Genomic DNA, 21,052 nt, shown 5'->3' on the forward strand with positions numbered 1-21,052 from the left:
GTTTTCAGGACGCCTCGTAACGTCCTGATTTACCGCCATCCTTCAGGATCACACGCAGCCCGTCGACGATCATCGACTTTTCGGCGGCCTTGAGCATGTCATAGACGGTGAGCGCGGCCACGGAAGCCGCCGTCAGCGCCTCCATCTCGACCCCGGTCTGGCCAGTCGTCTTGACGGTGGCCTCGATCCGAACCCCCGGCAACGTGGTATCGGGAGTGAGCTCGATCGCCACTTTGGTGATCGGCAGGGGATGGCAAAGCGGGATCAGTTCGGCGGTGCGTTTGGCCGCCATGATCCCGGCAAGCCGCGCGACGCCGAGCACGTCGCCCTTCTTCGCCCGCCCTTCGGTGACGAGCGCGAGCGTTTCCGGCTTCATCACGACGCGCGCCTCGGCCACCGCAACCCGATCGGTCACGTCCTTGTCCGAGACGTCGACCATATGCGCGCGGCCCTCGCTGTCGAAATGGGTCAGCGCCATGGTCAAAGCTCCGCCGGAACGGGATCGGCGAGGATCGCCCGCGTCGCCGCGGCGACATCCTCCTGCCGCATCAGGCTTTCGCCGATGAGGAAGCTCCGGGCGCCGCAGGCGGCCATCTCGGCAAGATCGGCCGGCGTGAAGAGCCCGCTCTCGCAGACCAGGTGCCGGTCGGCCGGGAGCCGCGGCGCGAGCCGGCGCGTCGTCTCAAGAGTGACCTCGAAAGTCTTGAGATTGCGGTTGTTCACGCCGATGAGGGGTGACTTCAGCGCGAGCGCGCGGTCGAGTTCCTCCTCGTCGTGGACTTCGAGAAGCACGTCCATGCCCCAGCCAAACGCCGCGTCCTCGAGCTCGGCCGCCTGCGCATCCGAGACCGAGGCGAGGATGATCAGGATGCAATCGGCGCCGAGGGCGCGGGCCTCAGCGACCTGGTAGGGATCATACATGAAGTCCTTGCGCAGGACCGGTAGCGTCACCGCGGCCCGCGCCGCGGTGAGAAAGCCGGGTGCGCCCTGGAAGGAGGGCCGGTCGGTCAGCACCGAAAGGCAGGTGGCGCCGCCCGCCTCGTAGGCATGGGCGAGGGCCGGGGGATCGAAATCGGGCCGGATCAGCCCCTTCGACGGGCTCGCCTTCTTGATCTCCGCGATTAGCCCGTACCCGCGCCTTGCGGCGTTGGTGAGTGCAGTGGCGAAACCACGCGGCGCGCTCGCGGCATGGGCTTCGGCCTCGATCTCGGCGAGTGAACGCGCCGCCTTGGCGGCGGCGATCTCGTCGAGCTTGTAGGCCTTGATCTTGTCGAGAATGTCCATGCTCCCTCTTACCCGCCGCTTGCGGGCCGGAAAAGCCCCAGAGCCCGCGCAGTGCCGAAATAACCTGCCCGGAGGCGGGGGTGCGACCCTCAGCCGCGATGGATCAGCCGGCCCAGTCGATCGCCGGCTCGCCCCGCGCCGCAAGCCAGCCGTTCACCCGGCTGAAGGGGCGCGAGCCGAAGAAGCCGCGCCGCGCCGAGAGCGGTGACGGGTGGGCGGTTTCGAGGATCAGGTGATCGCCGGGGCGGATCTGTGGCTTCAGCTTCTGAGCATGCGCGCCCCAGAGCAGGAACGCACGCGGGCTGTCGGAGATTTCGGCGAGGATCTCCTCGGCGAGGCGCTGCCAGCCGAGGCGGGCGTGGCCACCGGCGCTGCCGGCGGGAACGCTAAGGCTGGTGTTGAGGAGAAGCACGCCCTGTCGCGCCCAGAGGCGCAGGTCGCCGGTTGCGGGGCGTACATCAAGATCGTCCTGCAACTCCTTGAAGATGTTGTTGAGTGAGCGGGGCAGGGGTGTCACCTCCGGCGCCACGGAGAAAGCCAGGCCATGCGCATGTCCGGGCGTCGGATAGGGGTCCTGGCCGAGGATCACCACCCGCACCGCCTCGGGCGCCACGAGATCGAGCGCGGCGAAGCGTTCGGGCTCAGGCGGCAGGACCTCGCGCGGATCGGCGGCGAGGGCGGCCTCGATGCGAGGCCAGTCGCGCGTGAAAAAGGGCAGGTGGGCCCAGGCGGGCGGGATCATGCCGTCTGGGTCGCCTCGGCCAGAGCCTCGATCTTCGCCTTCGCGCGGCCGCTGTCGATGCTCTCGGCGGCGATTGCCACGCCTTCCTTCAGCTCCGCCGCCTTTCCCGCCACGACGAGTGCGGCGGCGGCGTTCAGCAGCACGGCATCGCGGTAGGCGCCCTTGTCGCCGGCAAGCAGCGCGCGGAAGGCTGCGGCGTTCTCCTCGGGGCTTCCGCCCATGATCGCCTCGAACGGATGGACCGGCAGGCCGGCCTCCTCGGGATGCAGTTCGAACTCCCGCACCGCGCCATCCTCGAGCGCCGCGACCCAGCTTTTCCCGGCAATCGACAACTCGTCGGTCCCGTCCGATCCGTGTACCAGCCAGGCGCGCTCGGAGCCGAGTGCCGCCAGCGTCTCGGCCATCGGCCGGATCCAGGCGCGCGAGAAGGCGCCGGTGAGCTGGCGTTTCACGCCGGCGGGGTTGGTCAGCGGTCCGAGCAGGTTGAACACGGTGCGGGTGCCAAGCTCGGCGCGGGTCGGCATCACATGGCGGATCGCGGGGTGGTGCATCGGCGCCATCATGAAGGCGATACCGCATCTTTCCAGAACCGTTTCAACGGCTTCCGCGCCGATCATCACGTTGACGCCCATCTGGGTCAGCGCATCCGCCGCCCCGGATTTCGAGCTCAGGTTGCGGTTGCCGTGCTTGGCCACCACCACGTCCGCGCCAGCCACCACGAAGGCCGTCGCGGTCGAGATGTTGAGCGTGCCCTTGCCGTCGCCGCCGGTGCCAACGATGTCGATCGCACCCTCGGGCGCGCGGACCTTGTGGCATTTCGCCCGCATCACCCGCGCCGCCGCGGCGATCTCCTCGACGGTCTCGCCGCGGGTGCGGAGCGCCATCAGGAGGCCGCCCATCTGGCTCGGGGTCGCTGCCCCCTCGAACAACGCCTCGAAGGCTGCCTCGGCCTCGGCGCGCGTCAGCGGACGGTCGGCGGCGAGGCCGATCAGCGGGCGGATATCCTCGGTCATGCCGGCTCCTTCAGCGGCACGCCCGCGTTGTCGAGGAAGGTCTTCAGCATCTGGTGGCCGTGTTCGGAGGCAATCGATTCGGGGTGGAACTGCACGCCTTCGATCGGCAGCTCGCGGTGGCGCAGCCCCATGATCGTGCCGTCCTCGAGCCAGGCGGTGACTTCGAGGCAATCGGGCAGGCTTGCCCGCTCAACCACGAGCGAGTGGTAGCGCGTCGCCTGGAAGGGCGATGGCAGGCCCGCGAAGACGCCCTTTCCGGCATGGTGCATCGCGCCCATCTTGCCGTGCACGATCTCGTGGCAGCGCACGACCTTGCCGCCGAAGGCCTGGCCGATGGTCTGATGCCCGAGGCAGACGCCGAGCAGCGGCGTCCGGGTCTCGGCCGCGGCCTCGGTCAGCGCGAGACAGATTCCGGCCTGATCGGGGTCGCAGGGACCGGGCGACAGCACGATCGCCTGCGGCTTCAACGCCATTGCTTCCTGCACGTTCAGCGCATCGTTGCGGTGGACCGTGACCTCGGCGCCAAGCTCGCCGAAATAGTGGACGAGATTGTAGGTGAAGCTGTCGTAGTTATCGATCAGGAGCAACATCGGCGGACCTTCGTGCGTGCCGGGCGCGATCAGGGGGTGAACGTGCCCTCGGGACGGGCTATACATGGTCAGAGCCGCAAGGCCTGGTCAAGGCAAGAAGCGGTCAAAGACAGCATACAGGCGTCGGAGGCAGGCGTGGGCAGAGGATATCTTTTCGGTTTGCTGTACGGGGCGCTCGCTTCGGTCGCAAGTCTCGCGGTGATTTCGCTTATGGCGCCGCCCGCTACGGCGCCGGCACCGGACGTTGCCGCCCTTGAACCGGCTTCCGAGCCGGAACCCGCCCCGGCCGGACTGACCGCGCCGGAAGCCACGGCGGAGCCGGCTCCGGTGGTGGAAGCGGCGCCAGAATCGCCTGCGGTCGCGGCGGTGCCCGAGGCGGCCGACGCGGCACCCGAGCCGATGTCCCAGCCCGAGCCGCAGAACGATCCGATGCAGGCCGAACCGGCGAGCACACCGGTGGAGTCCGATGTCGCAGATACGGCCGCAGAGGGAGAATCCGACGTCCCGGAGACGCCGGTGGTCGAAGTCCCCGCCGGATCGGAGTTCGCACGGCCGAAGCCGGAAGAAGATCCGGTCCTGCCCGGGACGGAACCGGCTCCCGCCGAGGCGGAGACGCCTGTCGTGGCGGCCCCTCAAGAGGAGCCCGTCCTCGCGCTCACGGATCGCAGTTCCGCCGGTATTCCGGAAGGCCAGTCGGCAGCGCCAACCGCGCTCGGGATTCCCGAACCGATCCTCGTGGCGTCGGTGGCCGATGCGCCCGCCCCCGAAGCCGCGATTCCGGTTCCTCCCCCGGGCGAAGCCGTAACGCCGCAGCTCGATCCGGCGGTGACCGAGGAAGCGCCGGTGGTGCTTCGCGCGGGCCGGATCGACGAGCAGAGTTCCGCCGGCGATGTCCAGCCGTCCGAAGCTGCAGAGACTGAGTTGGCTCAGGCCGAGTCCGGTTCGGGGGCTTTCAAGCCGGCGCCCTCCTTCGGAGCCGACGCCGCGCGGCAGCCGGTTTTTGGCGAGGGTGCGACCGGGGTGACGGTCAATCGCCCGACGACAACCGAAGACCCGGCAACCGAACCGCAGTCGGAGGAGGCCGCTGCCGATCCTGCGGAGACCGAAATCACGCTTGCCGCCTTCGCCGCCCCGTTCTTCAATCCCGACAAGAAGCCGCTTCTGGCGGTGGTCCTGCTCGACCGCGGCCCTGCCTCGGGCGGTCTGGAGCCCGCGGCGCTTGCCACGCTCGGCATGAAGGTCACGATCGCCATCGACCCGACACTGCCCGATGCCTCCAGGCGGGCCGAGCTTTACCGGCTCGCCGGCCACGAAGTCGCAATCCTTGCGCCCGAACTTCCCTCGGGCGCGACGGCCAGCGACCTCGAGGTCAGCTATCAGAGCCAGGTTCAGGCGCTGCCCGAGGCGGTGGCGCTGATCGGAGAAACCGACGCGGCCTTTCAGAACGACCGCGACGTTGCCGAGCATCTGGCCGCGCTGCTAGCCGACGAGGGGCGCGGTCTGATCACCTATGACCGCGGTCTCAACCCGGCACGCCAGGCTGCGGTCACCGCGAACCTTCCGCATGTCGAAGTCTATCGCGCGCTCGATGCTCAGGGCGAGAGCGCGGCGGTGATCGAACGGAGCCTCGACCGTGCCGGGTTCGAGGCGTCGCGAACCGGAGCGGTCACGATTGTCGCGAGCACCGCGCCGGAAACGCTGGAGGCGCTCAAGACATGGATCGAGGCGGGGGCCAAGGGCTCCGCCGTCGCTCCGGTTTCGGCGATCATGCTGGGAGGGAAGTAGGCGCCGCGCCGCGGCGCCTCGCGGCCGCAATCTAGACCGGTATCAGGAGTTTCCGCGTCGGGCGAACAGGCCTGCGTCTTCAGCTGCACGCCGCAACGCCTTGGACTTGTTCACGGTTTCCTGGAACTCGGCTTCCGGGTCGCTGTCGTAAACGACGCCGCCGCCGGCCTGGATGTAGAGCTTCTCGTCCTTGACCACGGCGGTCCTCAGCGCGATGCACATGTCCATCTCGCCATTGGCCGCGAAATAGCCGACGCCGCCGCCGTAGATGCCGCGCTTCTCGGGCTCGAGTTCGTCGATGATCTCCATCGCCCGCACCTTGGGCGCGCCCGAAACCGTGCCGGCCGGCAGGCCCGCGAGAAGCGCCGAGAGCGCGTCCTCGCCCTCGCGGATCTCGCCGACCACGTTCGAGACGATGTGCATGACGTGCGAATACCGCTCGATGATGAACTTCTCGGTCGGGCGCACGGTGCCGATCTTCGCCACCCGGCCGACATCGTTGCGGCCGAGGTCGAGGAGCATCAGATGCTCGGCAAGTTCCTTCTTGTCGGCCAGAAGATCGGCCTCTAGCGCGCGATCCTCTTCGGGCGTGGCGCCGCGTGGGCGGGTGCCCGCGATCGGGCGCACGGTGACTTCGCCGCCGCGGAGCCGTACGAGGATCTCCGGTGAGGCGCCAACGATGTGGAAGCCTCCGAAATTGAAGAAGGTCAGGAATGGCGAGGGATTGGTGCGGCGCAAGGAGCGGTAGAGCGCGAAGGGCGGCAGCCGGAAATCGGCGGTCCAGCGCTGCGAGGGCACGACCTGGAAGATGTCGCCCGCGCGGATGTAGTCCTTGGCCTTCTCGACCGCGGCCCGGTAGCCCTCGGGGGTGAAGTTGGAACTGAGCGGGCCGAGATGCGCGGAGGTGCCGAGCGAGCGCGTCTCGCCCGAAGGCGCGCGTTCGAGGTCGCGCACGGCGTCCATTACCCGTTCGGCCGCCTGCGCATAGGCCGCGCGCGCCGAGAGGCCCGAGCCGACCCAGGCCGGCGAGCAGACCGTGACCTCGCCCTTCACCCCGTCGAGCACCGCGACGATGGTCGGGCGCATCAGCGTGGCATCGGGCACCCCGATCGGGTCGGGCTTGACGTTCGGCAGGTGCTCCACCAGCCGGATCATGTCGTAGCCGAGATAGCCAAAAAGCCCCGCCGCGATCGCCGGGAGGCCCTCGGGCATCTCGATCCGGCTTTCCGCGATCAGCGCCCTCAGCGTCTCGAGCGGATGGCCGTCGAGCGGCTCGAAGGCTTCGGCGTCGAACCGCGCCTCGCGGTTGATCCGGCTCCGCTCGCCGCGGCATTCCCAGATCACGTCCGGTTTCAGCCCGACGACCGAGTAGCGCCCGCGCACCTCGCCGCCGGTGACGCTTTCGAGCATGAAGCTCATCGCCTGCGCGTCGGCGAGTTTCAGCATCAGCGAGACCGGCGTGTCGAGATCGGCCGCGAGACGGGCGAAGACAAGCTGGTTCTCGCCGCGTGCCCAGCCGGCCTCGAAGGCCTCGAAAGTCGAGATCAGAGCCACGGGCGGTTCCTTCAGTTCAGCTGGGCGTGGACGGCATTGACGGCCGCCTGGTCGATGCGGATGCCGGCCTCGGCCTGCAGGGCTCCGGTAAAGAGCTCGAACATGTCCTGTGCCAGCGACTGGCCGAACTGCGCCTCGAGCGCGTCATGCGCCCGGGTCAGCTCAGGGCTGTCGGCGGAAGCCGCCGTGATCCCGGTCAGTGCCACGACATGCACCATGTCGGGCGCCTCGACGACAGCGGCTTCGCCCTCGGCAAGCGTGAACACCCGTTCGGCGACCTCGGCCGATGCGCCGGAGATGAAGCCGCCGCGGGCAAAATCCTCGTAGCGCGTCGTCACGAGCCCTGTCGCGTCAAGCGCCTTGCCCGCCGCAAGCTCGGTTCTGATCTCCTCGGCGCGCGCCACGAGGCGCTTGTGGGTCTCGTCGCGGGTCCAGGCCTCGGCGGCGGCCTCCCTGACCTCGTCGAGCGGCCGCAGCGCCGGTGCGTCGATCCCGTCAAGCCGGAGCGCGAACACGCCGCCATCGTCGAGCGCGGTAAGGGTGGGGAAGTCCGCGTCGGTCGCCGCTTGGGCGGCATCGCGGAAGGCGCCATAGGCGGCGATCCCGTCTTCGGTCGTGGCGTCGAACGCGACCTCTCCAAGCTCCATCTCGGTTTCGTCGGCGACCTCCTCGAGCGTCGCACCGCTCGCCAGCAGGTCTTCGATCGCGTCGGTCCGGTCCGCGATCATCCGCCGCGCCCGGTCAGCCGAAGCCTCGGCGGCGAGGTCCGGACGGGCCTCCTCGAAGGTCACTTCCTGCGCTTCGAGAATGCCGTTCATCGCGTAGAGTGCCGGTCCGAGTTCCGACGGAAGCGGTCCGACCACGCCCGGCTCCCCGAGCGCGAAGACCGCCGCGCCGGCCGCGCCGAGCGCCGCCTCGGACATCTCGCCGAGATCGGTGTCCGGGAGCGTCAGCCCGCGTTCCCGTGCGAGGTCCTCGAACGTCGCCTCGCCCGCGTCGAACCTTGCCCTGGCGGCCTTGGCCGCGTCCTCGTCCGGGTAGACCAGACGCTCGACCAGCCGCCGTTCGGGCGTGACGAATTCGTCGATCCGCTCCTGGTAGCTGGCGCGCAATGCCTCCTCGTCGAGCTCGACCTTGTCCGCCAGCATGTCGGGCGACAGCCAGACATAGCTGATGCGCCGGGTCTCGGGCCGGGTGAAGGCCTCGGGATGGGCCTCGTAATAGGACTGGATCTCGGCCTCGGCCGGAGCCGGGACCGGTTCGGCGAGGTCCGGTGCGGCAAGCTCGGCCAGCGTGAAGCTGCGGGTCTCGGTCAGCCAGGCGGCGGCACGGTCGACCGCCGCCTCCGGTGCCGCGGTGCCGCCGAGGAGCGCGCCTTGCAGGAGCGTCCGCGCCGTCTCGTCGCGCAACTTGGCCTCGAACTCGGCCTCGCCGAGCCCTTCCTGTTTCAGCGTGAGCGCATAGGCGTCGCGGTCGAACTTGCCGTCGAGCCCCTGGAAGGCCTCGATCCCGAGGATGCGCTTGCGTACCTCGCCATCGCCCACCGAGAGGCCGATCCGGTCGGCCTCGTTGTCGAGCGCGGCCGAGGCGATCACCCGCGCCATCACCGACCGGTCGATGCCGAGCGACTGCGCCTGCGAAAAGCTCACCGGCTGGCCGATCTGGGCCGAGACCGCGGCGATCTCGCGGTTCAGCATGCGGGCGTAATCGCGCAGGTCGACCTCGCGCTCGCCGACCGTGCCGATCGTCCGGACCGAGCCACCGAAATTGCGCGCACCGAAACCGCCAAGGCCGAGGATCAGCATCGCCATGAGGATCCAGATGATGGTGTTTCCGCGCTTCTTGCTGCGCAGCGGGTTCGACATGGCGGCGGTTCTCCCGAAAGACCAGTTCCCCCGGTGTTTAGGCCAGCGGGCAGGGCGGGGCAAGGCTCGTCACGGGCCGGGCGCGCCTAGACAGGGTATCGGGAAGAAAATACCCGATTAAAACACTCACGAATTAGCGGAACCCCTAAGGAAACCCTTCGCGTCCTTCTGATCCTCGGCCACCTTATGGGCTTCGCCGCCGCGCTCTACCTCGTGATGAGCGAGGATCTCCGCTTCCTGCGCGCTCGCCGCGCTCTTCGTCACCGGGGCCGCGGTGATCTGGCTCGACACCGGATCTTCGCCCACCGAGATCGCGGCACGGCCGAAGCTCGTGGCCAAGATCACCGTCGTCGCCGTCCTCGCGCTGAACGGGGCGGCATTGCACTGGATCCTGTTCCCGATGCTCAAGGGACCGCGCGGCGGGAGCCGGCGCTGCGCGGTGCCGGCGTGCCTTCTCGGCGCGGTGTCCTCGGTGTCCTGGCTCTACGCGAGCTTCCTCGGCGTCGCGAAGCCGCTCGCCAGCGCGCTCGGCCGTTCGGGGTTCCTCGGGCTCTACGCGCTTGCGCTCGGCCTCGCGATGGCGGGCGCGCTCCTCATCGTCGCCCCGCGCCTCGGTCGTCTGATGGGAGCGGCCCTGGCCGCCGCCGGCCTCTCGCCGGTCGTGTGACCGATCAGGCGCGGAACGCGGCCAGCCGGTCGATCAGAGCGTCGACGCCCGCGACCCCGACATTGGCGAACGCGATACGGAGCTGGCGCGCGCCGGCCGGATCGCCCTCGGGCATGAACATCGTGCCGGGCAGGAGGAGCACGCCCGCCTCGCGCACGAGCCGCTGCGCAAGCTCGGGCGCGGCGACGGGGCAGGGGTGTTCGACATAGGCGAAGAACGCGCCGCAGCCCAGGAGCCGCCAGCCCTCGAGCCGCGCGATCCCAGCGGTCATGGCGGCGCGGCGGGCGAGGATCTCGGCGCGCTCGCCCGCGACCCACTGGCCGAGGTTGCGCATCCCCCAAAGCGCGCCGATCTGGCCGAGCTGGCTCGGGCAGATCGCCACCGTGTCGAGGAACTTCTCGACCTCGGCAAGCCGAGCCCGGTCGGCGACGATCGCGCCAACCCTGTGGCCGGTCAGCCGGTAGGCCTTCGAGAAGGAATAGAGATGGACGAGCGTGCCCCGCCAGTCCGGATCGGCGAAGAGGTCATGCGGCGCACCCGCGCGCGAGTCGAAATCGCGGTAGGTCTCGTCGAGGATCAGCGCGATGCCCCGCGCCTGCGCCAGCTCGTAGAAGGCGCGCAGCGTTGCGGCCGGGTACTCGACCCCGCCAGGATTGTTCGGGGTGACAAGGACGATGGCGCGGGTGCGCTCGGTGACGAGCCGCGCCGTCGCCTCGGCCTCGGGGATCAGCCCGGGTCCGGTCGGAAGCGGGACCGCAGCGATCCCCTGCATGTCGAGCCACATCTTGTGATTGAAATACCAGGGGGTTGGAAGGATCACCTCATCCCCGGCCCGGGCGATCGTCGCCATGACCGCAGAGAAGGCCTGGTTGCAGCCCTGGGTGATCGCAACCTCCGCCGCCGCGATTTCGCCGCCATAGGCCGCCGACCATTGTGCCGCCACCTCGGCCCGGAGCGCCGGCAGGCCGAGCACCGGCCCGTAGAGATGCGCCGCCGGATCGTTGATCGCGGCCTCGGCGAGCGCCTGCCGGAGCCCCTCCGGCGGCGGCTCCATCGGCGCGGCCTGGCTGACATTGATCAAGGGCCGGTCGGGCGGGAAGGTGACGCCGTCGAGCCAGCGCCGGGCCTCCATCACCGGGGGCGGGAAGGTCCGGGCCATGTCGGGATTGAGGGGCAGGGGCATCGGTCCTCCGGCTTAAGCGCGCCCCGAAGTTAAATACGCCCGGCGTCCCGGCGGCAAGCGCCGCCGCGCTCATTGTGGAGCCAATGGCGCGCCTGCTGCCATGAATAGGCAGGTGGCATCCACGTCCTCCGCGGAGCCTGTCTTCGGCAGAATGTGTTCAAGACGCTCGGGGCGCAGCACATCATCAACGCCTCCCGGAAATCAGAGTTCGGTGAAGGTAGAGCGCGCACGCCACCCGGTCAGGCCACGGGCCTTGATGAGGTCAATCAGGTGCTGAGAAACCAGAACGTGCATCGGGCTTCTGACGTCTCGCCAAAGCCCCATCCCCGCGATCCGGTCGGCGTGAACGGCAAAGGTCGTGTCGCCGAGATGAAACATGGTCCTCTCGGTCACCGGCTCGTTCTTCAGGTTGCCGCCGGCCCGCTGCAGTTGCGGGCTTTCGTCCAGATTGATCGTGTCCAGGAGCCGGGTGACGCGAAGGATGTAGAACGGCCGCTTGTCATGCAGCCCGCCATCCTTGCGGCGGATCTCGATCGGAACGAACTGATGCACATCCTTGTCGAGGCTCTCGACCGCATCCCTGAAGGCCTGGCTGACGATGTGGCCTTGCCCATAGCCGCCGTCGAAATCGTCGAAGCCGTCGTCGGTATCCGCAACCAGCACAGGTGGATACATCTCCTCCGGCACCCGCGCGCGGATGTCGGCAGTCATATCGATGGGAGGCTTGGGTCGACCCGCCAGATGCGCATCGCGAACCCTGAAAATACTGGCGGTCGTCGCGTCGCTCTTTATCTTGTCAAGATAGTCGCTAATCCGGCGGTCTATCTCCCTCACATCGCCCGCGGGCGTGTCCAGCGTCCGTTCCGTGGCTCGCCAGGGTGTGGAAATGATGATCCCCATTTGTCCGCTCCTTCGATTCTGTTTGCGCCGGTCAGAAGATGGTCGGCCGGCCCTGCGACTGCCCCCGCCGATCCGGGACAGGGCAGCCGCGCTGCTTTCTACGCGGGCCTTGCGCCCGCAGAAGGTGCCGCCTGTCCCTCACGCATCTTCTCCAGCAGCTCCGGTTCCACAAGCCCGCCGATATGGGGATGCATGCGCAGCTCGCCTTCCTTCACCACCTGCTTGAAGTTGGCGATCACCCGGCCCGTGGTGGCGCGATCCGGCGAGTTGCCCCACGCGTCGCGCTTGAGCCGCACCGGGAAGGTGCCCGCCTTGATCTGGTCGCGGATTGACGGTTCGGGCAGGATCTGCGGCCTATCGGTTTGCCACCGTCACCGGCAGGGCGCCCGCTTGAAACTCTGCGGCTGCCCCCGCTCTTCTTCATTGCTAAAATACCCCCGACGGAGGCATCCGCAGGTCCGGCCGGGCGCAGGCGTCAGTCCGCGCCGCGATAGGGCTGGACGTATTGCAGCGCCATGTCCCAGGGGAAGAAGATCCAGGTGTCCTGGCTGACCTCGGTGATATAGGTGTCGACCATCGCCCGGCCGGCGGGCTTGGCATAGACGGTCGCGAAATGCGCCTTGGGATAGAGCTTGCGCACCAGTTCCAGCGTCTTGCCGGTATCGACGAGGTCGTCGACGACGAGCACGCCTTCGCCATCCGTGCCCATGATCTCCGCCTGCGGCGCCTTGATAACGCGCGGCTGGCTCTGGTCCTGGTGGTTGTAGGACTTGACCGAGATCGTGTCGACGACGCGGATGTCGAGCTCGCGGCTGACGATCATGGCCGGCGCCATGCCGCCCCGCGTGATCGCCACCACCGACCGCCAGGCGCCGCCGTCCGGACCCTTGCCGTCGAGCCGCCACGCCAGCGCCCGCGCGTCGCGGTGGATCTGGTCCCAGGAGACGTGGAAGCCCTTCTCGTGCGGCAGCCGATCGCTCATTACGCCGTCTCCTTGCCTCCACGCCCCGTCACCACGTCGATGTCGGGCGCGTCCACCGCCTTCATGCCGACGACGTGATAGCCGCAATCGACATGGTGGGTCTCGCCGGTGACGCCCGAGCCGAGATCGGACAGAAGGTAGAGCGCCGACTTGCCGACATCGTCCTGGGTCACGTTGCGCCGCATCGGCGAGTTGAGCTCGTTCCACTTCAGGATGTAGCGGAAATCGCCGATGCCGGAGGCGGCGAGCGTCTTGATCGGGCCGGCCGAGATGGCGTTGCAGCGGATGCCGTCCTTGCCGAGATCCTCGGCGATGTAGCGCACCGAGGCCTCGAGCGCGGCCTTGGCGACGCCCATCACGTTGTAATGCGGCATCACCCGTTCGGCGCCGTAATAGGTCAGCGTCAGGAGCGAGCCGCCGTCCGGCATCATCGCCGCCGCGCGCTTGCAGACGGCGGTGAAGGAATAGACCGAGATGTCCATCGTCATGCGGAAGTTCTCGGCGCCGGTGTCGACGTAGCGGCCGCGCAGCTCCGTCTTGTCCGAAAAGCCGATCGCATGGACGACGAAGTCGAGCTTGCCCCAGACCTTCTCGAGCCGCGCGAAGAGCGCGTCGAGCGAGGCGGCGTCCGAGACGTCGCACTCGATGATCTCGGTGGAGCCGATCTCGGCGGCAAGCGGCTCAACGCGTTTCTTCAGCGCCTCGCCCTGGTAGGAGAAGGCGATCTCGGCCCCTTGCTCGGCGCAAGCCTTGGCAATCCCCCAGGCGATCGACTTGTCGTTCGCCACTCCCATGATCAGGCCGCGCTTACCGGCCATCAGTTTGGTCGCCATTTCTGCTCCCGGCTACTTTTGTATCGAGTGCGAAAGCATTAGGCTAAGTTCAGACCTGCTTCAAGGGCAGGGCGGAGCGGCCAAGAATACAACCGACGACAGACCGGGGAACCGGCGGGCGACCGGAGAGGGAGAGGCAGTCCATGACCGACCGCAGCGGCATCTTCGCCGGCGATGACCCGTTCGCCATCGCGCGCGCCTGGCTGGCCGAGGCCGAGTCGACGGAACCGAACGATCCCAACGCGATCGCCCTGGCCACGGTCGACGGCGGGGGATTGCCGAATGCCCGCATGGTACTCCTGAAAGAGATTGAGGCGGACGGCTTTCTCTTCTACACGAACTATGGTTCGGCCAAGGCGCGCGAAATTGATGTTGCCGGGAAGGCGGCTTTCGTGATGCACTGGAAATCACTTCGCAGGCAGATCCGTGTACGGGGTCTGACCAGTCGCGAAGAGGGGCGAATGGCGGACGAGTATTTCGCCTCACGGTCGTTGCAGAGCCGGCTCGGCGCCTGGGCGTCGCGTCAGTCGCAACCGCTTGCCTCTCGGGGCAGGTTGATGGCCGAAGTGGCACGAGTGACGGCGGTGCATGGTGTCGCACCCGAGCGGCCGCCCTTCTGGGGCGGATTCAGGCTCAAGCCGTTGGAGATTGAGTTCTGGGCCGATGGGGCCTTTCGGCTGCACGACCGCTTCCAGTGGCGCCGTGCGGCTATTGAGGAGGAGTGGACCGTAACACGGTTGAGCCCCTGATCGTCGTTTGGTGCTTTGCCAGTGAGTTGACCTTATGTGCGTGAACTTGAAACCGACCCTCTGATCGCCGCCGGCGAGACGCGGGCCGGGATGGGAAATAACGGACTATGACGCAAGAAGAACAGAGCCAGCACGAGGTCATCGGCCGCGTGAAATGGTTCGACCCAGCGAAGGGATTTGGTTTCATCATCGCCGACGGCAGCGGCGGTGACATCCTGCTTCACGCCAATGTTCTGCGGAACTTCGGCCAGAGCTCGGTCGCAGACAACGCGCGAATCACGGTGATCGTCCAGCAGACCGCGCGCGGCGCGCAGGCCGTCGAGGTGCGCGAGATCCTGCCGCCGGAAAACGAGCATATGGTGCCGATCGAGGACCTGGGCGACAGCGATGCCGCCGAGATCGCGGCGCTGCCGCTGGAACCGGCGCGCGTGAAGTGGTTCGACAAGGCCAAGGGCTTCGGCTTTGCCAATGTCTATGGCCGTCCCGAGGACGTCTTCATCCATATCGAGATCCTTCGCCGTTCGGGGTTCGCCGACCTCCAGCCCGGCGAGGCGGTTTGCCTGAGGGTGATCGAGGGCAAGCGTGGGCGGATGGCCGCGCAGGTCGCCTCTTGGGAAGCCGCCCAGCGCGAGAAGAGATGACGCCGAGGGCAGTCGCCGCATTCCAGATCGCTGCGTGCCTTGCAGGACCGGCAACGGCCGGCTGCGGCGACGAGGTCGCGGCATTCCGCTGGCCGGGCGGTGCCGCCGAATTCGCGATCGAAATCGCCGACGATGCGGAGGAACGCGCCCGCGGCCTGATGTTCCGCGAGGCGCTCGCGGCCGATGCCGGCATGCTCTTCATCTACGAGCGGCCGCAGGCGGTCGCGTTCTGGATGAGGAACACGCTCATTCCGCTCGACATGGTCTTCATCGGCACCGACGGCCGGGTCAATGGCGTCCACGCGATGGCGGTGCCCGGCGACGAGACCCCGATTCCCGGACCACCCGAGACGCTTATGGTTCTCGAGATCGCTGGGGGGCGCGCGGCCGAACTCGGCCTCGTGCCAGGCGCGGAACTTCGCCATCCCCGGCTCGTCCAGGCGACGGCGCTCTGGCCCTGCGGGCAACCTTAGCTCTTTCCCTTGGCGTGCCAAGCCGCTAGAGACGAGACGTCGGGGCGTAGCGCAGCCTGGTAGCGCGACGGTTTTGGGTACCGTAGGTCGGAAGTTCGAATCTTCTCGCCCCGACCATTTTTTCCAAGGAACTTTAATGGCCTGCGGGCTTCCATCCGTCCCGGCCGCGCCGATTTGCGCCCCCGGTTTACAGGTTGGTTTGCAAAGTCCGCATACTGACCGCCTGCCGCCGAGCCGACCGTCTGATTCAATCCAATCCATTTTCTTGACAGGGAACAACAGAACGGGCTTCCCCAAGCCGACATCGCCGCCTTCAGCGCGGGCGGCCGCGACATCCACGCGGCCCGCCTCAATGTCGGCACCGCCCGGGAACCCCGCTAAATCACTCTTGGCCCCCCTAGACCGGCTTCCGGTCGCCGGGATCGCGGGCGGCCACGTCGTCAACATCTCGCCCGAAGAGGCGCACTCCGAGGCGGAACTCGTGCGACTCGGACAAGTTCTCGACATCCTCTCCTTAGCCGAGGGCAACGATGCGAAACTCGGTCTCGACGGCGTGGTGGTTCCAAGGCGCGAGCTCCGGCTGCTCTCATGGCAGCGTGGCACCAGCCGAAGCCGCCGACCCTTCCTCATGTTCCGCTTGACAGAATCCGAATCCCACCTCTTATTGCGCTCGACGACTTGCGGTTGTGTTGTTCTTGCTGGCTATACCCTGACGATTTCGCTTCTTCTGGCCAGTCTCGACGAATCTGCGCACAGTTAGAGGACAAGAGTTCAAGTGCGAACACATTCCGTCTGTGCGTTTGCGATGCTAATGATCGCTACCCCGAGTTCGACACTATCTGAAGGATGGCGGGAGTCCGATTTTGATTGTCCCAAACTCGGGCGACGACTTTACGATCAAGAGTTGCTGGCTACACTCCGAACATCAATAAAAAGTAACTGGGTCTCTGCAAGAAACCTGGAAATACCAAGCATGGAGCAGATGCAATCGGCGGATCCGGCGTGTTGCGGTGTTGTTTCGGATCCGGAGAAAAACCCTTGGGCGGACGACACAGAGAAAGACAACGTTAGCTGGTGGCGACGTCTTTTGGAGCGCCCCCGACTTCTGGTTTACTTCAACTATGAAGACCCCGATGGAACGGGCGATACATTCTCCGCTCACGGCCTCCTAAGTACTTGCGGGGATATTCTGTATATGACGTTCTCGACGAAGAAATAGATGACAGAGCAGATCGACGGAAGGACGATACTCAAACAATATCCATTCGGCGCGGCCGATGCGCCTATGAACTTCGATTCACGCATCCGGCCTGCGGATGCTCCAGATACAGACATAACTCTCGATGGAACCGCGACTTTGCAAGACGGCCACCGACACCTACACCAACACCGGGGACGTCACCGTCGGAAGTTCGAATCTTCTCGCCCCCACCATCCAGCTTGAACAGACCGAACTGCCGCTCGACCGTCGTCAAATTGTCACGGGACACGGGCAGACTGGCGGGTGCCAGCGCGCTTGCCGGCTGTGGATGTTTTTGTGCGTATCGCGTGGCCGGGTGCGCCAAAGTCCTTGCATACAAGCGGTTTTCCGCCGGCCAGTCGGCGTTGTCCTGCTGTGGGTGAATCGGAAGCCCGGGCAGGCCGGTCGGGCGGCTTTGCCGGTCAACCGAAATCTCTCGGAAAAAACCTCAAAATTCTGTTGACCCGCACCCGCTCCATACGTCAGTTTGTATGAGCCGACGGGGCAGCCACAAGATTTAGTGGCTGACGCGACGGGGACAGAACATCAGCGATTACGGCCGCACGATCATACGGCCCCTGTGCAGTGGAGCGATCCGCCGCCAAGGCTTTTTGTCCCTGCGCTCATCCTCGGGCACCGGTTGCGGCCAAGCTCCCCAGAGGGCGTGCCGTGCAAGTGATAACGCGACGGAAGACGGGGCAGACATGAAGATCGAACGCAAATTCACGAAGGCAGGGGCCGACGCCTATTCCGAGATCGGGTTCACCACCACGGTCTCCGAGATCCGAAACCCCGATGGCAAGGTCGTCTTCCGCAACGACAGCGTCGAGGTGCCCGAGGGCTGGAGCCAGGTCGCCTCCGACGTGCTCGCGCAGAAGTACTTCCGCAAGGCGGGCGTTCCGGCGCGGCTGAAGAAGGTCAAGGAAAAGGGCGTTCCGGAGTTCCTGTGGCGGTCGGTTCCTGATGCGGACGCGCTGGCCAAGCTGCCCGAGGAGGAGCGTTTCACCGGCGAGACCTCGGGCAAGCAGGTCTTCGACCGGCTCGCCGGCGCCTGGGCCTACTGGGGCTGGAAGGGCGGCTATTTCTCGACCGAGGCCGATGCCCGCGCCTATTACGACGAGATGCGCTTCATGCTGGCCGAGCAGATGGCCGCGCCGAACTCGCCGCAGTGGTTCAACACCGGCCTGCACTGGGCCTACGGCATCGACGGTCCGAGCCAGGGCCATTTCTATGTCGATTTCCAGTCGGGCGAACTGGTGAAGTCGAACTCGGCCTACGAGCATCCGCAGCCCCATGCCTGCTTCATCCAGTCGGTCTCGGACGACCTCGTGAACGACGGCGGCATCATGGACCTGTGGGTCCGCGAGGCGCGCCTCTTCAAGTACGGCTCGGGCACCGGCACCAACTTCTCCTCGCTCCGCGGCGAGGGTGAGAAGCTCTCGGGCGGCGGCAAGTCCTCGGGCCTGATGGGGTTCCTCAAGATCGGCGACCGCGCGGCGGGCTCGATCAAGTCTGGCGGCACCACGCGGCGCGCGGCCAAGATGGTGATCTGCGACATGGATCACCCTGATATCGAGCAGTTCATCAACTGGAAGGTCATCGAGGAGCAGAAGGTCGCGGCCCTCGTCGCCGGCTCGAAGATGCATGAGCGCCAGCTAAACGAGATCTTTGCGGCGATCCGCCAGTGGGACGGCTCGACCGAGGATGCCGTCGATCCGGCGAAAAACGAGGCGCTGAAAACCGCGATCAGGTCGGCCAAGAAGGTCGCGATCCCGGAAACCTATGTCAAACGCGTGCTCGACTACGCCAAGCAGGGTTATGCCTCGATCGAGTTCCCGACCTACGACACCGACTGGGACTCGGAAGCCTATGCCTCGGTCTCCGGCCAGAACTCCAACAACTCGGTGCGGGTGACCGACGCATTCCTCAAGGCGGTGAAGGACGACGCACCGTGGGAGCTGATCCGCCGCACCGACGGCAAGGTCGCCAAGACCGTGAAGGCGCGCGATCTCTGGGAGCAGATCGGCCATGCCGCCTGGGCCTGCGCCGATCCCGGCATCCAGTTCCATGACACGGTGAACGCCTGGCATACCTGCCCGGCCGACGGGCAGATCCGGGGCTCCAACCCGTGCTCGGAATACATGTTCCTCGACGACACGGCCTGCAACCTCGCCTCGATGAACCTCCTGACCTTCTACAAGGAGGGCCGCTTCGACGCCGAGGCCTATGTGCATGCCACGCGGCTCTGGACCGTGACGCTGGAAATCTCGGTGCTAATGGCGCAGTTCCCCTCGAAGGAGATCGCCCAGCGCAGCTACGACTTCCGGACGCTGGGCCTCGGCTACGCCAATATCGGCGGGCTCCTGATGAACATGGGGCTCGGCTACGACAGCGACGAGGGCAGGGCTCTCTGCGGCGCCCTGACCGCGCTGATGACCGGAATCTCCTACGCCACCTCGGCGGAGATGGCGGGCGAGCTCGGCGCCTTCCCGTCCTACAAGAAGAACGCCGAACACATGCTGCGGGTGATCCGCAACCACCGCAACGCGGCCCACGGGCGCACGGGTGGCTACGAGGATCTCGCGGTCAAGCCGGTGCCGCTCGACCACGCGAACTGCCCCGATCAAAGCCTTGTGGAACTTGCGAAATCTGCTTGGGACGAGGCGCTGGAGCTGGGCCAGAAGAACGGCTATCGCAATGCACAAACCAGCGTCATCGCGCCCACGGGCACGATCGGTCTGGTCATGGACTGCGATACCACGGGCATCGAGCCGGACTTCGCGCTGGTGAAGTTCAAGAAGCTCGCGGGCGGCGGCTACTTCAAGATCATCAACCGCTCGGTGCCGGCGGCGCTGGAAACGCTCGGCTACGGCTCGGCCGAGATCGAGGAGATCATCGCCTATGCCGTCGGCCACGCGTCCTTGGGCAACTGCGCCGGCATCAACCACACTTCCCTCATTGGCCATGGCTTCGGCCAGGCGGAGCTCGACAAGATCGAGGCCGCGTTGCCCTCGGCCTTCGACATCCGCTTCGTCTTCAACCAGTGGACACTCGGTGAGAAGTTCTGCCAGGAAACCCTTGGAATTCCGGCGGAAAAGCTGAACGATCCGACCTTCGACCTGCTGCGCCACCTCGGCTATACCCGCAAGCAGATCGAGGCCGCGAACGACCATGTCTGCGGGACCATGACGCTCGAAGGCGCGCCGCATCTGAAGGCGGAGCACTACAATGTCTTCGACTGCGCCAATGCCTGCGGCAAAAAGGGCAAGCGCTTCCTCAGCGTCGACAGCCACATCCACATGATGGCCGCCGCGCAGTCGTTCATCTCCGGCGCGATCTCCAAGACGATCAACATGCCGAACAACGCGACGATCGAGGACACGCTCGCGGCCTACGAACTGAGCTGGTCGCTCGGCATCAAGGCCAACGCGCTCTATCGCGACGGCTCGAAGCTCTCCCAGCCGCTCGCGGCCGCGCTCGTCGAGGACGACGAGGAGGCCGAGGAGATCCTCGCCACCGGGTCGGCGCAGGAGAAGGCGGCGGTCCTCGCCGAGAAGATCGTCGAGAAGATCCTCGTCAAGGAGATCGTGCGCTCGCACCGCGAGAAGCTCCCCGAGCGCCGCAAGGGTTATACCCAGAAGGCCATCGTCGGCGGCCACAAGGTCTATCTGCGCACTGGCGAGTACAAGGACGGCTCGCTTGGCGAGATATTCATCGACATGCACAAGGAAGGCGCCGGCTTCCGGGCGATGATGAACAACTTCGCCATCGCGGTCTCGGTCGGCCTGCAATACGGCGTGCCGCTGGAGGAATTCGTCGACGCCTTCACCTTCACCAAGTTCGAGCCCGCCGGCATGGTTCAGGGCAACGACTCGATCAAGCAGGCGACTTCGATCCTCGACTACATCTTCCGCGAACTCGCGGTGAGCTACCTCGACCGCACCGACCTCGCCCATGTCAAACCGCAGGGCGCCAGCTTCGACGATCTCGGCGGCGGCAAGGACGAAGGTCAGTCGAACGTCGCCGAGGTGAGCGAGAAGACCGCGTCGAAATCGCTCGAGGTGCTGAAGCAGATCTCGTCGACCGGGTATCTGCGCAAGCGCCTGCCGCAGGAACTGGTGGTGCTGCAGGGCGGCATGGGGGCGACGGCGCTTGCCGGCGATCCGGTGGCGGCGCTCAACACGCTGGTGCCGGGCGGGCAGGCGGTGCTGGCCGCCTCCACCACGGCGATCGCCACGGGCACGGTGTCGATGGACGCCCGCACCAAGGCCAAGATGCAGGGCTACGAGGGCGATCCCTGCGGCGAATGCGGCAACTACACGCTGGTGCGCAACGGCACCTGCATGAAGTGCAACACCTGCGGCGGGACCTCCGGGTGCAGCTGACGCGGGGCAGCTATTACCGGTCACTCCGGTGACCCTTTCCGGGGCGGGTGCGCTCGCCCCCCACCGACGTTCAGGACACAGGCAAAAAACCGAGCGGTATCAATCACGAGCCTGGACGGCGAAACTGGGGGCCAACTGGCCCCCTTTTCCTTTGCGGGCGCCGGGC

Annotated in this window: 20 protein-coding genes and 1 tRNA gene; 8 read left to right on the top strand and 13 right to left on the bottom strand. The window is 66.6% G+C overall.

Annotated elements, in window-relative coordinates; all coding sequences use genetic code 11:
* Window positions 1–4: 4 nt before the first annotated feature.
* From moaC to OEZ60_RS01445, 5 genes are all read right to left on the bottom strand, one after another.
* On the bottom strand, window positions 5–478 hold the full coding sequence (gene moaC / locus OEZ60_RS01425) for a cyclic pyranopterin monophosphate synthase MoaC (protein WP_263332481.1): 474 nt from the start codon (window positions 476–478) through the stop codon (window positions 5–7).
* Between the two features lie 2 nt (window positions 479–480).
* Complete coding sequence (trpC, locus tag OEZ60_RS01430; RefSeq protein ID WP_263332482.1) at window positions 481–1,284, bottom strand: indole-3-glycerol phosphate synthase TrpC; 804 nt, start codon at window positions 1,282–1,284, stop codon at window positions 481–483.
* A gap of 103 nt (window positions 1,285–1,387) precedes the next feature.
* On the bottom strand, window positions 1,388–2,026 hold the full coding sequence (locus OEZ60_RS01435; RefSeq protein ID WP_263332485.1) for a uracil-DNA glycosylase: 639 nt from the start codon (window positions 2,024–2,026) through the stop codon (window positions 1,388–1,390).
* Entirely contained in the window at window positions 2,023–3,039 is a 1,017-nt protein-coding gene (gene trpD, locus OEZ60_RS01440; RefSeq protein ID WP_263332487.1) for an anthranilate phosphoribosyltransferase, read from the bottom strand. The genes OEZ60_RS01435 and trpD overlap by 4 nt, the downstream gene beginning before the upstream one ends.
* Window positions 3,036–3,629 (bottom strand): anthranilate synthase component II, encoded by a 594-nt coding sequence (locus OEZ60_RS01445; protein ID WP_263332489.1) that lies wholly within the window; start codon window positions 3,627–3,629, stop codon window positions 3,036–3,038. The genes trpD and OEZ60_RS01445 overlap by 4 nt, the downstream gene beginning before the upstream one ends.
* A 135-nt stretch (window positions 3,630–3,764) precedes the next feature.
* On the opposite strand from OEZ60_RS01445, the gene OEZ60_RS01450 reads away from it, so the two are divergent.
* Window positions 3,765–5,414 (top strand): divergent polysaccharide deacetylase family protein, encoded by a 1,650-nt coding sequence (locus OEZ60_RS01450; RefSeq protein ID WP_263332491.1) that lies wholly within the window; start codon window positions 3,765–3,767, stop codon window positions 5,412–5,414.
* A gap of 42 nt (window positions 5,415–5,456) precedes the next feature.
* Here OEZ60_RS01450 and trpE read toward each other — a convergent pair whose 3' ends face one another.
* The 3 genes from trpE to OEZ60_RS01465 form a co-directional block, all read right to left on the bottom strand.
* Complete coding sequence (trpE, locus tag OEZ60_RS01455) at window positions 5,457–6,968, bottom strand: anthranilate synthase component I (RefSeq protein ID WP_263332493.1); 1,512 nt, start codon at window positions 6,966–6,968, stop codon at window positions 5,457–5,459.
* An 11-nt stretch (window positions 6,969–6,979) separates the two neighbouring features.
* Window positions 6,980–8,833, bottom strand: coding sequence for a SurA N-terminal domain-containing protein (locus tag OEZ60_RS01460; protein ID WP_263332495.1), 1,854 nt, complete (start codon window positions 8,831–8,833; stop codon window positions 6,980–6,982).
* 126 nt (window positions 8,834–8,959) lie between these two features.
* On the bottom strand, window positions 8,960–9,172 hold the full coding sequence (locus OEZ60_RS01465) for a hypothetical protein (RefSeq protein WP_263332498.1): 213 nt from the start codon (window positions 9,170–9,172) through the stop codon (window positions 8,960–8,962).
* Here OEZ60_RS01465 and OEZ60_RS01470 point away from each other — a divergent pair.
* The gene (locus OEZ60_RS01470; protein WP_263332500.1) at window positions 9,165–9,500 is read left to right on the top strand and encodes a hypothetical protein; all 336 of its coding nucleotides are present in this window, start codon (window positions 9,165–9,167) and stop codon (window positions 9,498–9,500) included. The genes OEZ60_RS01465 and OEZ60_RS01470 overlap by 8 nt on opposite strands.
* 4 nt (window positions 9,501–9,504) lie before the next feature.
* On the opposite strand, the gene OEZ60_RS01475 is transcribed toward OEZ60_RS01470, so the two are convergent.
* The 5 genes from OEZ60_RS01475 to fabI all read right to left on the bottom strand — a co-directional run bounded on the left by OEZ60_RS01475 (window position 9,505) and on the right by fabI (window position 13,398).
* Window positions 9,505–10,683 (bottom strand): aminotransferase, encoded by a 1,179-nt coding sequence (locus OEZ60_RS01475; RefSeq protein ID WP_263332502.1) that lies wholly within the window; start codon window positions 10,681–10,683, stop codon window positions 9,505–9,507.
* A 201-nt stretch (window positions 10,684–10,884) separates the two neighbouring features.
* A complete protein-coding gene (locus tag OEZ60_RS01480; RefSeq protein ID WP_263332505.1) occupies window positions 10,885–11,583 on the bottom strand; it encodes an imm11 family protein in 699 nt (232 codons plus the stop codon).
* A gap of 98 nt (window positions 11,584–11,681) precedes the next feature.
* The gene (locus OEZ60_RS01485; RefSeq protein ID WP_263332507.1) at window positions 11,682–11,879 is read right to left on the bottom strand and encodes a hypothetical protein; all 198 of its coding nucleotides are present in this window, start codon (window positions 11,877–11,879) and stop codon (window positions 11,682–11,684) included.
* A 179-nt stretch (window positions 11,880–12,058) separates the two neighbouring features.
* Complete coding sequence (gene gpt / locus OEZ60_RS01490) at window positions 12,059–12,565, bottom strand: xanthine phosphoribosyltransferase (RefSeq protein ID WP_263332509.1); 507 nt, start codon at window positions 12,563–12,565, stop codon at window positions 12,059–12,061.
* The gene (gene fabI, locus OEZ60_RS01495) at window positions 12,565–13,398 is read right to left on the bottom strand and encodes an enoyl-ACP reductase FabI (RefSeq protein ID WP_263332511.1); all 834 of its coding nucleotides are present in this window, start codon (window positions 13,396–13,398) and stop codon (window positions 12,565–12,567) included. The genes gpt and fabI overlap by 1 nt, the downstream gene beginning before the upstream one ends.
* Window positions 13,399–13,541: 143 nt before the next feature.
* Here fabI and pdxH point away from each other — a divergent pair, with 143 nt between their 5' ends.
* The 6 genes from pdxH to OEZ60_RS01525 all read left to right on the top strand — a co-directional run bounded on the left by pdxH (window position 13,542) and on the right by OEZ60_RS01525 (window position 20,886).
* Window positions 13,542–14,147 carry a pyridoxamine 5'-phosphate oxidase gene (pdxH, locus tag OEZ60_RS01500; protein ID WP_263332513.1) on the top strand — a complete coding sequence of 202 codons (606 nt, stop codon included), beginning with the start codon at window positions 13,542–13,544 and terminating at the stop codon, window positions 14,145–14,147.
* Between the two features lie 107 nt (window positions 14,148–14,254).
* On the top strand, window positions 14,255–14,788 hold the full coding sequence (locus tag OEZ60_RS01505; protein WP_263332516.1) for a cold-shock protein: 534 nt from the start codon (window positions 14,255–14,257) through the stop codon (window positions 14,786–14,788).
* On the top strand, window positions 14,785–15,261 hold the full coding sequence (locus tag OEZ60_RS01510; protein WP_263332518.1) for a DUF192 domain-containing protein: 477 nt from the start codon (window positions 14,785–14,787) through the stop codon (window positions 15,259–15,261). Before OEZ60_RS01505 ends, OEZ60_RS01510 begins: the two co-directional genes overlap by 4 nt.
* A 40-nt stretch (window positions 15,262–15,301) precedes the next feature.
* Window positions 15,302–15,378 (top strand) — tRNA-Pro (locus OEZ60_RS01515).
* Between the two features lie 271 nt (window positions 15,379–15,649).
* A complete protein-coding gene (locus OEZ60_RS01520) occupies window positions 15,650–16,021 on the top strand; it encodes a hypothetical protein (RefSeq protein WP_263332520.1) in 372 nt (123 codons plus the stop codon).
* Between the two features lie 1,184 nt (window positions 16,022–17,205).
* Window positions 17,206–20,886: a vitamin B12-dependent ribonucleotide reductase gene (locus OEZ60_RS01525; protein ID WP_263332522.1), complete on the top strand. Its 3,681-nt coding sequence runs from the start codon at window positions 17,206–17,208 to the stop codon at window positions 20,884–20,886.
* Window positions 20,887–21,052 lie beyond the last annotated feature (166 nt).

It is taken from the genome of Albidovulum salinarum (assembly GCF_025673475.1).
Classification (GTDB): Bacteria; Pseudomonadota; Alphaproteobacteria; order Rhodobacterales; family Rhodobacteraceae; genus Albidovulum; species Albidovulum salinarum.

Bases quoted from the DNA above. Each gene is read 5' to 3' on its own strand.
- moaC (WP_263332481.1), bottom strand. From the start codon at position 478: ATGGCGCTGACCCATTTCGACAGCGAGGGCCGCGCGCATATGGTCGAC.
- trpC (WP_263332482.1), bottom strand. From the start codon at position 1,284: ATGGACATTCTCGACAAGATCAAGGCCTACAAGCTCGACGAGATCGCC.
- OEZ60_RS01435 (WP_263332485.1), bottom strand. From the start codon at position 2,026: ATGATCCCGCCCGCCTGGGCCCACCTGCCCTTTTTCACGCGCGACTGG.
- trpD (WP_263332487.1), bottom strand. From the start codon at position 3,039: ATGACCGAGGATATCCGCCCGCTGATCGGCCTCGCCGCCGACCGTCCG.
- OEZ60_RS01445 (WP_263332489.1), bottom strand. From the start codon at position 3,629: ATGTTGCTCCTGATCGATAACTACGACAGCTTCACCTACAATCTCGTC.
- OEZ60_RS01460 (WP_263332495.1), bottom strand. From the start codon at position 8,833: ATGTCGAACCCGCTGCGCAGCAAGAAGCGCGGAAACACCATCATCTGG.
- OEZ60_RS01475 (WP_263332502.1), bottom strand. From the start codon at position 10,683: ATGCCCCTGCCCCTCAATCCCGACATGGCCCGGACCTTCCCGCCCCCG.
- OEZ60_RS01480 (WP_263332505.1), bottom strand. From the start codon at position 11,583: ATGGGGATCATCATTTCCACACCCTGGCGAGCCACGGAACGGACGCTG.
- gpt (WP_263332509.1), bottom strand. From the start codon at position 12,565: ATGAGCGATCGGCTGCCGCACGAGAAGGGCTTCCACGTCTCCTGGGAC.
- fabI (WP_263332511.1), bottom strand. From the start codon at position 13,398: ATGGCGACCAAACTGATGGCCGGTAAGCGCGGCCTGATCATGGGAGTG.
- pdxH (WP_263332513.1), top strand. From the start codon at position 13,542: ATGACCGACCGCAGCGGCATCTTCGCCGGCGATGACCCGTTCGCCATC.
- OEZ60_RS01505 (WP_263332516.1), top strand. From the start codon at position 14,255: ATGACGCAAGAAGAACAGAGCCAGCACGAGGTCATCGGCCGCGTGAAA.
- OEZ60_RS01510 (WP_263332518.1), top strand. From the start codon at position 14,785: ATGACGCCGAGGGCAGTCGCCGCATTCCAGATCGCTGCGTGCCTTGCA.
- OEZ60_RS01525 (WP_263332522.1), top strand. From the start codon at position 17,206: ATGAAGATCGAACGCAAATTCACGAAGGCAGGGGCCGACGCCTATTCC.